Annotated in this window: 11 protein-coding genes; 8 read left to right on the top strand and 3 right to left on the bottom strand. The window is 69.3% G+C overall.

The features are described from left to right. Window positions 1-29 precede the first annotated feature (29 nt). The 3 genes from ACWD6N_RS16550 (at window position 30) to ACWD6N_RS16540 (ending at window position 2,851) form a co-directional block, all read left to right on the top strand. Complete coding sequence (locus ACWD6N_RS16550) at window positions 30-638, top strand: hypothetical protein (protein ID WP_387327407.1); 609 nt, start codon at window positions 30-32, stop codon at window positions 636-638. 77 nt (window positions 639-715) lie between these two features. Further along, a complete protein-coding gene (gene pdxY, locus ACWD6N_RS16545; protein WP_450004958.1) occupies window positions 716-1,567 on the top strand; it encodes a pyridoxal kinase PdxY in 852 nt (283 codons plus the stop codon). Between the two features lie 99 nt (window positions 1,568-1,666). After that, window positions 1,667-2,851 carry a low temperature requirement protein A gene (locus tag ACWD6N_RS16540; protein WP_450004957.1) on the top strand — a complete coding sequence of 395 codons (1,185 nt, stop codon included), beginning with the start codon at window positions 1,667-1,669 and terminating at the stop codon, window positions 2,849-2,851. 28 nt (window positions 2,852-2,879) lie between these two features. On the opposite strand, the gene ACWD6N_RS16535 is transcribed toward ACWD6N_RS16540, so the two are convergent. After that, window positions 2,880-4,064, bottom strand: coding sequence for a low temperature requirement protein A (locus ACWD6N_RS16535; protein ID WP_450004956.1), 1,185 nt, complete (start codon window positions 4,062-4,064; stop codon window positions 2,880-2,882). A 351-nt stretch (window positions 4,065-4,415) separates the two neighbouring features. Then, window positions 4,416-4,898: a hypothetical protein gene (locus ACWD6N_RS16530; RefSeq protein ID WP_450004955.1), complete on the bottom strand. Its 483-nt coding sequence runs from the start codon at window positions 4,896-4,898 to the stop codon at window positions 4,416-4,418. Window positions 4,899-5,050: 152 nt separating this feature from the next. On the opposite strand from ACWD6N_RS16530, the gene ACWD6N_RS16525 reads away from it, so the two are divergent. Beyond that, window positions 5,051-5,770: an isocitrate lyase/PEP mutase family protein gene (locus ACWD6N_RS16525; RefSeq protein WP_387327392.1), complete on the top strand. Its 720-nt coding sequence runs from the start codon at window positions 5,051-5,053 to the stop codon at window positions 5,768-5,770. Window positions 5,771-5,803: 33 nt separating this feature from the next. Here the strand turns inward: ACWD6N_RS16525 and ACWD6N_RS16520 are convergent, their stop codons facing one another. Next, window positions 5,804-6,844 (bottom strand): LacI family DNA-binding transcriptional regulator, encoded by a 1,041-nt coding sequence (locus tag ACWD6N_RS16520; RefSeq protein ID WP_449935754.1) that lies wholly within the window; start codon window positions 6,842-6,844, stop codon window positions 5,804-5,806. A 396-nt stretch (window positions 6,845-7,240) separates the two neighbouring features. Here ACWD6N_RS16520 and ACWD6N_RS16515 point away from each other — a divergent pair, with 396 nt between their 5' ends. From ACWD6N_RS16515 to ACWD6N_RS16500, 4 genes are read left to right on the top strand one after another with little or no spacing between them, the layout of a single operon-like run. Then, window positions 7,241-8,104, top strand: coding sequence for a carbohydrate ABC transporter permease (locus ACWD6N_RS16515; RefSeq protein ID WP_387327386.1), 864 nt, complete (start codon window positions 7,241-7,243; stop codon window positions 8,102-8,104). Continuing rightward, window positions 8,101-8,922 carry a carbohydrate ABC transporter permease gene (locus ACWD6N_RS16510; protein ID WP_354965678.1) on the top strand — a complete coding sequence of 274 codons (822 nt, stop codon included), beginning with the start codon at window positions 8,101-8,103 and terminating at the stop codon, window positions 8,920-8,922. The genes ACWD6N_RS16515 and ACWD6N_RS16510 overlap by 4 nt, the downstream gene beginning before the upstream one ends. After that, entirely contained in the window at window positions 8,919-11,660 is a 2,742-nt protein-coding gene (locus tag ACWD6N_RS16505; RefSeq protein ID WP_450004954.1) for a family 78 glycoside hydrolase catalytic domain, read from the top strand. Before ACWD6N_RS16510 ends, ACWD6N_RS16505 begins: the two co-directional genes overlap by 4 nt. 28 nt (window positions 11,661-11,688) lie before the next feature. Then, window positions 11,689-12,945 carry an ABC transporter substrate-binding protein gene (locus ACWD6N_RS16500; protein ID WP_387327381.1) on the top strand — a complete coding sequence of 419 codons (1,257 nt, stop codon included), beginning with the start codon at window positions 11,689-11,691 and terminating at the stop codon, window positions 12,943-12,945. Window positions 12,946-12,973 lie beyond the last annotated feature (28 nt).

Here is a 12,973-nt window from a genome sequence, read left to right as displayed (position 1 = left end):
ACCCCTGGTCAGCGCGGACGGTGAGGTGGATGGACGACGGTGAACGCGAGCAGGCGTTGCTCACCGCCCTGACCACCGAGCATTTCGTGCTCCAGACCTCCCGCAGCGCCACCGTCACCGAGTCGGTGGGCCGGGCGACGGTCTTCCTCTCCATGCTCTCTGCCGCTCTGATCGGGCTCGGTTTCGTCGCCAGCAACGCCGCGTTCGTCGGGCCGTACCTCGGGGCGGTGCTGCCCACGCTGATGATCACCGGGCTGCTCACGTTCCTGCGGCTGGTGCAGAACATGGTGGAGAACGAGCTGGATCTCGCGCGGATTCAGCGCATCAGGGCGTACTACCAGCACCGGCTGGCGGGCGACCACGACTTCTTCGCCGATGCGGTGCAGGGCGAGGGCATCATGCGGGCGAGCTGGGCGGCGGTCGGCAACGCCCCCGGGCGGGCGCAACTGTTGCTGACCACGGCGGCGATGGTGGGTGCGGTGAACGCGCTGCTGGCGGGGCTCTCGGTCACGCTGCTGACCGGACTGGCGGGGCTGTCGTCCGGGTTCGCGATCGGCGTCGGCGCCGTGTTGGCCCTGCTGGCCTTCGCCGCCCAGGTCGCCTACATCAACCGCGCGTCGATTTCCCAGCCCGGGTAGGGCTCGCCCGGAGTGGGCCACCCGACAGAAACGGCGGGTGCTCGTGTGCCACCGGCGGGAGCCGCCATGATGGTGCGGTGAAGATCCTGTCCATCCAGTCCTCGGTCGCCTACGGCTACGTCGGCAACTCGGCCGCCGCCTTCCCCCTCCAGCGGCTCGGGCACGAGGTCTGGCCGGTACTGACGGTCCACTTCTCCAACCACACCGGGTACGGCGCGTGGCGCGGGCCGCTGCTGGAGCCGGCCCAGGTGGCCGAGGTGATCAACGGCATCGCGGACCGTGGGGTCCTCGGCAGCGCCGACGCGGTGCTGTCGGGCTACCAGGGCGACCCGGCGATGGGCGCGGTGATCCTCGACGCGGTGGACAAGGTCAAGGAGGCCAACCCGGCCGCGGTGTACTGCTGTGACCCGGTGATGGGCGACACCGGCCGCGGGATGTTCGTCCGGCCGGGCATCCCGGAGTACATGCGGGACACCGTCGTTCCGCGCGCCGACATCGTCACCCCGAACCATTTCGAGCTGGACTTCCTCGCCGGTCGTACGACGAACTCCCTGACGGAGGTGCTGGCGGCGGTCGACGTGGTACGCGAGACGGGGCCGCGGCACGTCCTGGTCACCAGCGTCCTGCACGGCGATGTGCCGGCGGGGTCACTGGAGGTGGTGGCCGTCTCGGACGAAGGCGCCTGGGCGGTCACCACGCCGCTGCTGCCGATCAACCCGAACGGCGGCGGCGACATCACCGCGGCGCTGTACCTCGCGCATCTGTGCACGACGGGCTCGCCGGCGACCGCGCTGGAACGCACCATCGCCTCCGTCTTCGCCGTCCTGGAGGCAACCCTCGCGGCGGGCACCCGGGAGCTCCAACTGATCTCGGCACAGGACGCGATCGCCGAGCCGCCAACCAGGTTCACCGCTCGGCGGCTGCGCTGATCTATCGGTCCGTCGGCCTGCGCAACTGCCCTCTGTCGTCGACTCGTAACCCGTAGTGTCGTCATGCGGTGGCCGTGGACGGGTGCGACGGGGTGATCGATGACTGCGGAGAGCGACGCGCGGTCGACGGACCCCGACCGGAAGAGTCCAGCGCATCCGGCACTCCTGGAGTTGTTCTTCGACCTGGTCTACGTCTTCGCGCTGATCTCCCTGGCGGAGAAGCTCGCCAACGAGCTCACCTGGTCGGGCGCCGCCGAGACCCTGGTGCTGCTGCTCGCGTTTACGTTCATCTGGGCGTTGACCGCGTGGGCGGGTGACACGCTCGACCAGGCCCGGTCAGCGCTCCGGGTGAAGTTCATCGGGACGATGGCGGCAAGCCTGCTGCTGGCCGCCACGGTTCCCGACGCGTACGGCAGCCGTGGGTTGCTGTTCGCGATCACGTACCTGGCGATCCACCTCGGCTCCAGCTCCTACTTCCTGCTGGTCCTGCGGGACCCGTCCCAGCGTGGCAGGAGCAGCCGGATCCTGTTCTGGGAGGCCATCGCCGGGATCGGGTGGATCGGTGGGGCACTGCTCGGCGACACGGCTCGCCTGGTGCTCTGGGCGGTGACCGTCGGGATCGAGTACGCCGCGGCCGCGCTCGGCTGGCCCGTGCCAGGGCTGGGGCGTTCGCACTCCGAGGAGTGGCGGCTGACCGGTGAGAGACTCTCCGAGCGGTACCGCCAGTTCGTCATCATCGCGCTCGGCGTGTCGCTGTTCACGACAGCGGAGACCTTCAGCCAGAGCGACTACACGGCCGCGCGGGTCTGGGCGCTCGTGGTCGTCTTCCTGATCGTGGTGCTCATGTGGCGGATCTACATCTACCGCGCCGGGGAACTGCTCACCGACGCGATCGCCAAGTCGACGAGACCCTCCCTGCTCGGCCAGTCCGCCGCGGTCACTCACCTGATCATGGTGGCCGGTATCGGCGGTGCGGCGGTCACCAGCAGGCTCGTCGTCGATCGGCCGTTCGGCGAGACCCCACCGTCCTGGGCGGCGGTCATCCTCGGTGGGCCGGCTCTCTTCCTGCTGGGCCGTGGGTTGCTCGACTACACCGTGTTCGGTCGGGTGTCCAGGTCGCGGCTGGCCGGTCTGGTCCTGCTGGGTGGGGTGGCGCCGGCGACGCACCTGCTGCCGCCGCTCGTGGTGGCACTCCTCGCCATGATCGTTCTGGCCCTGGTCGCCGTGGTGAACCTGCTGAGCACCCGGAGGCACCCCCGAACGGCGGCACCTGCGCTGCGCTGACAGGTCGGGTCGGGACCGGTGCTTCGGCTCACCCCGTGGGTAGCGGAGCGCTGGTCAGTCGCGAGCGGGGGGCCACTGCCTCGACGATCAGCGTGAGCAGCAGGACCAGGTTCGCCACGACCATGATGCCGAGCGGTGCCAGCAGCGGCATCGCGGGTCCGACAGCGCCCAGCACGATGATCCCCAGCACCCGTGGCCAGAGGATCCGACCGGTGACCACGAAGTCGAACAGACAGCCGCCGAGCAGGAACAGGGCGGGCCCACCCAGGATGGCGACGATCCAGCCTGACGGCGTCTCCCCGAACGGACGGTCGATGACGAGCGTGTCGCTGGCCGAGATGACCACCACCCCCGCCACCATGACCAGGTGGGTGTACGAGGTGGCGGTGCCGGAGCGGACCCGCTCCACCGTCGAGACGGCGGTCGGCGCCAGTAGCTGTCGGATCCGGTGGAAGTACATCTGGAACAGCAGCAGCGCGTTGACGAACGCGACCGCGCACGCCGCCACCCGGCCGGCCTCGAAGTCGCTGGCGGCCAATCCCATCCCGACGGTCAGGATCAGCTCGCCGAGGGAGATGATGAAGATCTGCCGGTGCCGTTCGGACAGGTGGGCGCCGGTGAAGATCTGACTGGCGAGTTCGGTCCGACCGAGCCTCGGTGTCGGCCAGCCGATCCGGGCCGACCCGAGGTCGACCGCCACCGCGATGGACCAGAGCACCAGCCTGGCCGTGCCGTCCACGAGGGCCCCGGCCACCCATGGTCCGGCGGTGACGCCGAGCCAGAAGAAGACGCGGATGCTTCTCGCCTGGATCGGCCGGTTCACACGGGTGGCGGGAATGAGAACCGAGTCCCGGACCAGGTGGATGCCGAAGTACGCCGCCACGAAGATCCACCCGTGCGCGCCGAATGCCCTCGGGATCGCGATGGCCATCAACAGGGTGCCGAACATGACCACGAGAACGGTGGCCTGGATCAGCGGCAACCGCGGGTTGAACAGGTCGGTGAGCCACGCGGTCAGCACCCAGACCCACCACGCGGCGAGCAGCAGGACCGCGGTCTGCGCCGCGTTACGGACGCTGAGGTCGTTTACCAGCCCTGCGGAGAGCCGGGAGAACATGAAAATGTAGATCAGGTCGAAGAAGAGTTCCAGGAACGTCGGAAACTCGGGCTCGCCGCGTCGGCGAAGAATCCGGGGTAGCGGACTCGACGTCACGGCGTCTGCCTCCTAGGGACGCCAGACCGGACGCGGCGGCGCCGGCGACCTGGACATCTTCTGCCAGCCTCGAACCTACAAAACAGGACATGCTCGGACACCCGAAAGGGCTCATCTCCAGGCATGACCCGGTTCCGGGTCAGAACACGGGCGGGTGCTCGCCCGTGACTCGCGAGCGCCCGCCCGTGCCTTGCCGTGCTGTACGCCGTCCGCCTCAGTAGCGGCCGAGATCCTCCCACTGCTGGGTCCAGCCCGGCTCGGACCCCTGTGTCCAGTACCGTGCCCGCCACAGGTGCTTGCCGTCACCCGACGCTGGACCACTCGGGTCGCCGTACCTGCTCTTCTCGTGCTTCACTGTCTGGCCCCCGTGTAAGCCGTGCCGAAGGCCCACTCCGGTGCGGTGGAACAGTTGGCGGCGGGCGGCGGTGTGGTGGGAGGCGTCGTGGGGGGTGTCGTCGGCGGGTTCGTCGGGGTCGAGCAGCCGCCCGTCGAGTCCACCGTGTCGGCGAACGTGCTGCCGGCCGAGCGGTACGCCGCCGTCTTCGCCGTCACCTGCGTCGGGGTGAGTGCCTGGTTCTTCGCGAACAGCACCCAGTCGACCTGCTGGATGTAGGTGCTCAGCCCGCCCGAGTGGGCCGCCGTGTCGATGAACCAGAGGTTCCAGTTGATCGTCATCGTCTGCCGGGGGTAGAACTTCCCCGAGTGGTCGCCCACCTGCACGCCGTCGATGTAGTAGATGACATGGCCGTTCGTCACCGTCGCCACCCGGCTGCCGGGGCCGCCTGGCTCGCACTGCGCCAGGTCGCCGACCCGGAGGAGGCGGTACGCCTGCACCGCCGCATGCTCCAGCTCGATCCTGAACTCCGGTCTGCTGGCGAACTGGCTCGGGAATCCGTCGTGGAAAGCGACGATAAGCCAGTGCCACCGGGCGCGTAGCGTTGTCGCTCGTCTGTGCTGAACACCTTTGCACCCTGGGGAGACGTCAAATGACTGCCGCCACCTTCCGCGCCCTGCACCACGGCCGCACCGCCGGCGACCCGCTCGTCCTGCCGGGGCCATGGGACGCGGCCAGCGCCCGGGCCCTCGCCGACGCCGGCTTCCCCGCGCTCGCCACACCGAGCGCCGGGGTCGCCGCATCGCTCGGCTACGAGGACGGCGCCACCCCGCCCGACGAGATGTTCGCCGCGGTGGCGAGGATCGTCCGGGCCGTCTCCGTGCCCGTGTCCGCCGACATCGAGGGCGGTTACGGCCTCGCCCCCCGGGAGCTGGTCGGGCGGCTCCTGGAGACGGGCGCCGTCGGCTGCAATCTGGAGGATTCCGAGGGCCACGGCACGCTCAAGGATCCTCAGCGGCACGCGGACTGGCTGGCCGAGGTTCGCTCGGAGGCGGGTGACGCGCTCTTCATCAACGCGCGCGTCGACACCTTCCTGGTAGGGACGGGTGAGCCGGCCGACGCGGTGGCCCGCGCCCGGCTGTACGTGGCCGCCGGCGCCGACTGCGTATACCCGCTCATGGCACCGCCCGAGGTGCTCCCGCTGCTGCGGGAGGGCATCGAGGGCCCGATCAACATGGCCGCCGAGCCGGACGACAAGGCGTCCGTGGCCGAGCTCGGACGGCTGGGCGCCAGCCGGATCACCTTCGGTCCCGGGATGCAGCGGTACGCGGCGCGGGCGGTCGGCGAGCTGGCGGCGGGGCTGCGCGTCTGACGTCCGGCGACCCGGGCGGATCCAGGGCCGAGGTCACCTGGGCGGGGCTGCCGTGCTGCGGCGGGTTACGAGCGTCGGCGAGAGCCGGATGTGGGCGGCCGGCTTGTCCAGGTGGGCGATCCGGTCCAGCAGGAGTCGGGCGGCACTGCGTCCGATCTCGCGGCCCGCTTGGTCGACGCTCGTGAGCGAGATCGGTTCGAAGTCGGCGAACGTGGTGTTGTCGTATCCCGCGACGGACATGTCGCCGGGGACGGTGAGACCGGCCTGAGCGATCGCCTCGAGCACGCCCATGGCGACGATGTCCGCGCCAGCGAAGATGGCTGTGGGCCGACGGGGTCGGGCGAGCAGCTGCTGTGCGCCGAGGTATCCACCCTGCTGGGTGTACGTGGTGGAGACGATGTCGATGCCGTCCGCGAGCCCACGGGCCTGCATGGCCTGGCGGTAGCCCTCTGCGCGTATCGCGTTGGGCATCTCCGCGATACGGGCAGGGTCGGTTTCGAGGTGCTCGATGTGGGCGATCCGGCGGTGTCCGAGGTCGGCGAGGTGGTCGACGACGAGTGCGGCGCCCGCGATGTCGTCGTCCGCCACCGAGTCGTACGCGGTGGAGTGGGAGTGTCGGCCGACGACCACCGTCGGCACGGTGCTGGCGACATGCTGGAGGCGTGACCTCGACGAGATGGGGGCGATCAGTATGACGCCGTCCATGCTGTGGTCGATCATCGTCTCGGTGACCCGGGCTTCCGCCGCCTCGCCGTTGCAGCCGGGGCCGAGCAGGACCTGGTACTCCGTATCGGACAGCCACTCGGTGACCCCGTCGAGGATCTCGGCGAAGAACGGATTGCGGATGTCGGGCAGCATCACGCCGATGGTGTACGTCTGGCCGCGCATGCCCCTCGCTGCGGCGGACGGCCGGTAGCCGAGTTCGGCGACCGCCTTGCGCACCTTCGCCCGCATCGCTGGGCTGGTCCCGTACGCGTTGCGCAGCACCTTGGACACGGCTGTCGTTGACACCTCGGCGTGCTGCGCGACGTCAACGATGGTGACTCGTCGGGGCGGCGCCGACCGCGACCTCATGTTGCCTCCGGCAAGTGGGGAACGTTCCCCACGAGTGTAGGCGGGCTCTTCGCCTTCGGCGCCACCGCCCGCGGTGGTGGCCGCAGAGGAGAAATGCCCGGCGAGGCGTGGTCACCTATTGACGTCGATCGGGTCAACTCCTAGGGTCGGGCGAAACATTTGGGCAACGTTACCCACACTGATCGCTGGACCGTCGTTCGGCGCGCAGGTGCGACTCCGGATCACTCCGGGTCGCAGGGCGCGGGCCTGGGTCGGGTTGAAGAGGCCGACCCAGGCGGCAGGTTGAAACGTTTCAGGAAAGTGACATCGCCAGTGACGAGAGCAGTCGAGCCACCGCCCCTTGCCCCGCCCCGTCAGTCTCCCGAGCGGACCACTGTCCGCCCTGGACGTACCCGGATGACCCCGCCCTGGTGGTTCACGCTGCCGGCGATCGTGCTCTTCGCCTTCATCGTCCTGGTGCCGAGCGCCCGTGGCCTGTACTACGCCTTCACCGACTGGGACGGCCTCGACCCGAACCTCTCCTTCATCGGCCTGGGCAACTTCGCGGACATGACCCGCGATCCCGACGCGGTACAGGCGCTCTGGCACACCCTGCTGATCGCCGTGTCGATCACGATCATCCAGAACGGGATCGGGCTGCTGTTGGCACTCGGGGTCAACACCATGATCAAGTCACGGCATGTGCTGCGGGTGTTCCTGTTCGCCCCGGCCGTGATCACCCCGATCGTGACCGCTTACCTCTGGCGCAACCTGCTCGGCCCGGATGGCGCGGTCAACAGTCTCCTGCGTCTGGTCGGGCTGGACTCCTGGCGGCAGGACTGGCTGGGCGACCCCCAGTTGGCCCTCTGGTCGATCGTGGCCGTGATCGTGTGGCAGTTCGCCGGCTACTCCATGGTCATTTTCCTGGCGGGACTGCAGTCCGTACCGAAGGAGATCAATGAGGCGGCGGACATGGACGGCGCCGGGCCGGTGCGGCGCTTCTGGTCGGTCACCCGGCCGCTGCTCGCTCCCGCGATCACCATCAACCTGATGTTGTCGATCATCGGCGGGATCAAGCTCTTCGACCAGGTGTACGCGTTGACCGGCGGCGGGCCGGGACACGCCACCGACACGCTGTCGACGCTGATCTACAAGGACGCCTTCACGTTGGGGGAGTTCGGATACAGCATCGCGCTCGCGGTCGTGCTCACGATCATCGTGGCGGTGGTCTCGACCGGGCAGTACCTCGTGCTGTCCCGCAATGAGAGGGCCGCCTCGTGAACCGCTATCGCGGGCGCACGTTCATGGTGGAACTGGCGATGATCGCCGCCGCCGTCGTGGTCGGCTTCCCGGTGTACGTCCTGATCAACCTTGCCCTGCGGGCACCATCGGACACCTCCTCACCGATCCGCCCGACCACCTCGCCGACGCTGGACAACTTCACCCAGGCATGGCAGCAGGGCGGACTCGGCGGTGCGCTGGTCAACAGCGTGCTCGTGACCGCGACGAGCGTCGCCATCGTCCTGGCCGTCTCGTCGCTGGCCGCGTACCCCCTGGCGCGCGCCACCGCACGCTGGTCGCGGGGGGTGTTCCTGCTGATCATGTTGGGTCTGATGCTGCCCTTCCAGCTGGCCGCGTTGCCGCTGTATCAGACAATGCGCGATCTTGGCCTGCTCGGTACGCCGTGGGCGCTGATCCTCTTCTACTCGGGCCTTCAGGTGCCGTTCACGACCTTCCTCTACATCGGCTTCCTGCGGGCCCTGCCGCGTGAGTTCGAGGATGCCGCCTTCATTGACGGCTGCTCACCCCTGCAGACGTTCCGGTACGTCGTGTTCCCGATGCTCAAGCCGGTCACGGTGACGGCTCTGGTGCTCAACGCGGTGTCCGTGTGGAACGACTTCTTCACGCCGCTGCTGTATCTGAGCGGCAGTACCCAGCAGACCATGCCCGTCGCCATAGCCGGCTTCGTCGGCCAGTACGCCGCCGACTGGAACCTCATCTTCGCCGCGCTGGTGATGAGCATCGTGCCGATCCTGGCCGTGTACTTCGCGCTGCAGCGCAGCATCATCAATGGCTTCGCCGGAGGGCTCAAGGGATGACACGCGTCTCGGATCGTTGGCTGCTGCGCCCCTACGGATTGCAGACCGAGCAGCGCCATGAGCCGCTCGGGTTGGGGGAGTCGTGTCCCCGGCTGTCGTGGAAACTGGACAGTGAGCGGCGAGGCGCCGCGCAGAGCGCGTACCGGATCACCGCCGCCGAACGGCCCGCGGACCTCGACGATCCCGGTCGCCTGCTGTGGGACAGCGGCCGGCGGGAGTCCGACGACACGCTGCTCGTGCCCTGGGACGGCCCAACCCTGCGCTCGGCCACGCGCTACCACTGGCGGGTCGAGGTCTGGGACCAGACGGGCGCCGCGGGCGCACCGGCGCAGACCTGGTTCGAAACGGGCCTTCTGCACCGCCGCGACTGGACCGCGGTGTGGGTGGGGCGCGACCCGCTTCGCGTTCCCCATGTGGATCCGCCGCAGGACCGCGACCCTGGCTCAGCTAGCGAGCTCCAGCCGCCGCCGTTGTACCTCCGCCGGCCGTTCGAGGTGCGGCGTCGACCGAGGCGGGCCCGGCTTTACGCCACCGCGCGCGGCGTCTACGAAGTCCGACTCAACGGCTCACGGGTGGGCGACACCGAGCTCGCACCGGGTTGGACGGAATACCACCGCCGTCTCCAGTATCAGACCTACGACGTCACCGAGCTGGTGCGCGAGGGCGGCAACATGCTCGGCGCCGTCGTCGCCGACGGCTGGTGGTGCGGGCACGTCGGGTTCGACGCCCGCCGCGCCGCGCAGCACTACGGTGACTGCCCGGCCTTCTTCGCGCAGCTCGTGATCGATTTCACCGACGGCTCCCGGCAGGTGGTCGCCACCGATCCGAGCTGGGCCGAACGGCCCGGCGCGATCCGGGCCGCCGACCTGCTGATGGGGCAACACGTCGACGCCCGCCAGCACGTGCCCGGCTGGGACTCGCCCAGCCCGTCCGATGACGGATTCCAGCCGGTCGCGGTCCTCGACACCGAGCCGGGTCCGATCGTCGCCGAACCCGACCACCCGGTCCGGGTCACCCGCGACCTGCCCGCGGTCGTCGTGCACCAGCGGGCTCCTGGTCGCTTCCTCGTCGACTTCGGGCAGAACCTCGTCGGCCGGGTGCGACTGACCGTCCGCGGCGCCGCCGCGGGTCGGCGGATCGTACTGCGGCACGCTGAGATCCTCGCCGACGGCGAGCTGTACGTGGACAACCTGCGCCGCGCCCAGGCCACCGACAGCTACACCACCGCCGGCGACGACACCGAGGTCTTCGAGCCACAGTTCACCCTGCACGGCTTCCGGTACCTCGAGGTCGACAACCACCCCGGCCAGCTGGCCCCCACCGACGTGGTCGCCCGGGTGGTGCACAGCGACACACCCTGGACCGGGCATTTCGAGTGCTCGGACCCGATGGTGAACCAGCTGCAGTCCAACATCACCTGGGGGCAGCGGGGGAATTTCGTCGCGATCCCCACCGACTGCCCGCAGCGGGACGAGCGCCTCGGCTGGTTGGCCGACGCGCAGATCTTCGCCCCGACCGCGAGCCGCAATGCGGACGTCGCGGCGTTCTTCGCCCGCTGGATGCGTGACGTGGTGGACGGACAGGATGCCGAGGGCGCCTTCCGCGACGTCGCCCCGGTCATGACCATGCACCGCGCGGCGGCGCCGGCGTGGGGCGATGCCGGGGTGCTCATCCCGTGGCACCTGTGGCGCACGTACGGCGACCGCGAGGTGCTGCGGCGGTCGTTCGACGCGATGGTCGCCTGGGTCCGCTACGTACGGCGACACAATCCCGACCTGCGCTGGCGGCACCGTACCGGCAACTCCTACGGCGACTGGCTGCAGGTCGAGGCCACCACCCCACGCGACGTGTTGTCGACCGCGTACTTCGCGCGTAGCGCCCAGATCGTGGCGGATGCCGCCGAGGTGCTGGGGCGACACCGGGAGGCGAACGAGCACCGGGAACTGCACGCCGCGATCCGAGGGGCGTTCATCGACTCGTACGTCGGCGCCGACGGCACCGTCGAGGGCGGCACCCAGACCGCCTACCTGCTGGCCCTCGGCTTCGGCCTCGTCCCCGAGGCTCTGGTGCCGGCGGCGGTTGAACACCTCGCCGCCGACATCGAGAAGCGGAACAACCGACTCACGACCGGGTTCGTTGGCGTCGCGTTGCTCTGCCCGGTCCTGGCAGACCATGGCCGGGCCGACCTGGCGTACGCGTTGCTGCACCAGGAGGAGTTCCCGTCCTGGGGGTACTCCATCCGGCACGGCGCCACCACCATCTGGGAGCGCTGGGACGGCTGGACCGACCACGGCGGGTTCCAGTCCGCCGCGATGAACTCGTTCAACCACTACAGCCTCGGCAGCGTCGGCGACTGGCTGTTCGGCCGGGTCGCCGGCATCGACCAGACGCCCACGTCGGTGGCCTACCGCGAGCTGCTGCTGCGGCCGCTACCGTGCGGTCGGCTCACCTGGGCGAAGGCCGAGCAGGAGACCGCCCGGGGACGGGTGGCCTGCGGCTGGTCCCGCACCGACGGCCGGATCACCGTGACCGTCACGGTGCCACCCGGCAGCACCGCCGTACTGGAGGTCCCCACGCCCGACCCGGGCAGCGTGCGCGAGAGCGGCGCACCCGCTGCGGGCCAGCCGGGGGTACTCGGGGTCCAGCCGTCAACCGCCGGGGCAACCCTGCGGCTGGCGTCTGGCCGCTACACCGTCAGCGCCCTCGCACCCGGTGCTGGGCCCACCGATCAGTCATGACCACCGCACCGTCCTAGCGGGAGACATCATGAACACGCGCAGACTGCCGACCCTGCTGGCTTCAATGACAGCCCTCGCCGTGCTGGCCGCTTGCAGCGGCGGCACCAACGCCGAAACCAGCTCCACCACCCTCACCCTCGCCTCGGTCGACCAGGGCTCCGTGGAGGACGTCGTCAAGGCGTTCGAAGCCGCCAACCCGGGCGTCAAGGTCAACTTCACCACCAGCGGCGCCGACCAGTACCAGCAGCAGATCCGGACCCAGCTCTCGTCAGGCACCGCACCCGACGTGATGTCCGTCTGGCCGGGTAACGGCAACCCTGGAGCCACCTACGTGCTGGCCAAACCGGGGTACCTGCTCGATCTGTCCGACCAGCCGTGGGCCGCCAAGCTGCCGGACGCCGTCAAGAGCGTGGCCCAGTACGAGGGGAAGACCTACAACGCGATCTTCGGGCTCAACGGGATCGGTGCGGTCTACAACCAGCAAGCCATGGACAAGGCCGCACTGACCCCACCGGGCACATGGACCGACCTGCTGGCCTTCTGCCGGGCCGCCGCGACGAAGGGAACGCCGGCCTTCGCACTGGGCATCCAGGACAACTGGGTGACCCAGCTGGTGCTGTACGGGCTGGTCGCACCGACCGTCTACGCCAAGGACCCGGACTTCGACACGAAGATGCAGGCCGGCCAGGCGACCTTCGCCGGCTCACTCTGGAAGACGGCCCTGGCCAAGTACCTGGAGATGAACCAGGCCGGATGTTTCCAGAAGAACCCGCTCGGCACCAGCTACGAGGCCAGCCAGGAACTCGCCGCCACCGGAAAGACGCTCGGCATCGTGCAGGGCAACTGGGTCATCGCCCTGCTCAAGGGGAAGAACCCGAACGGCACGTTCACGCTCAAGGCGCTACCGGCCACCGATGAGCCGGCCACGGCCCTGATGCCCGCCGCGGCCGGTGCCGGGTACGGGATCAACGCCAAGGCCAAGAACAAGGAACTCGCACTGAAGTTCGTCAACTTCGTGATGTCCCCCGAGGGCATGAACCTCTACGTCAAGAAGCAGGGCGGCCTGCCAGCCCTCGCCGACACGGGCTACGCCGTCGACCCCTCGCTGACCGAGCTGTCGACGTTCATCAACGACAACCGAACCGTGCCGTTCATGGATCAGCTCTGGCCGAACGCCAAGGTGCAGCAGACCATGCTCAGCGGCCTCCAGGAGGTTTTCAGCGGGCAGTCCACCCCCGACAAGGTCCTCGCGGCGATGGACGCCGACTACAAAGCCGGCGCCTGACCGATCTTCCCTGCGGTCGCGGACCAGG

The organism is Micromonospora sp. NPDC005163 (assembly GCF_053599835.1).
Note: the sequence above shows the minus strand (reverse complement) of the source record. Positions and strands in the feature narration are given on the sequence as shown.

Excerpts from the sequence above, each read along its gene's own strand:
- ACWD6N_RS16550 (WP_387327407.1), top strand. The coding sequence starts at position 30 with ATGGACGACGGTGAACGCGAGCAGGCGTTGCTCACCGCCCTGACCACC.
- ACWD6N_RS16540 (WP_450004957.1), top strand. The coding sequence starts at position 1,667 with ATGACTGCGGAGAGCGACGCGCGGTCGACGGACCCCGACCGGAAGAGT.
- ACWD6N_RS16520 (WP_449935754.1), bottom strand. The coding sequence starts at position 6,844 with ATGAGGTCGCGGTCGGCGCCGCCCCGACGAGTCACCATCGTTGACGTC.
- ACWD6N_RS16505 (WP_450004954.1), top strand. The coding sequence starts at position 8,919 with ATGACACGCGTCTCGGATCGTTGGCTGCTGCGCCCCTACGGATTGCAG.
- ACWD6N_RS16515 (WP_387327386.1), top strand. The coding sequence starts at position 7,241 with ATGACCCCGCCCTGGTGGTTCACGCTGCCGGCGATCGTGCTCTTCGCC.
- ACWD6N_RS16500 (WP_387327381.1), top strand. The coding sequence starts at position 11,689 with ATGAACACGCGCAGACTGCCGACCCTGCTGGCTTCAATGACAGCCCTC.
- ACWD6N_RS16525 (WP_387327392.1), top strand. The coding sequence starts at position 5,051 with ATGACTGCCGCCACCTTCCGCGCCCTGCACCACGGCCGCACCGCCGGC.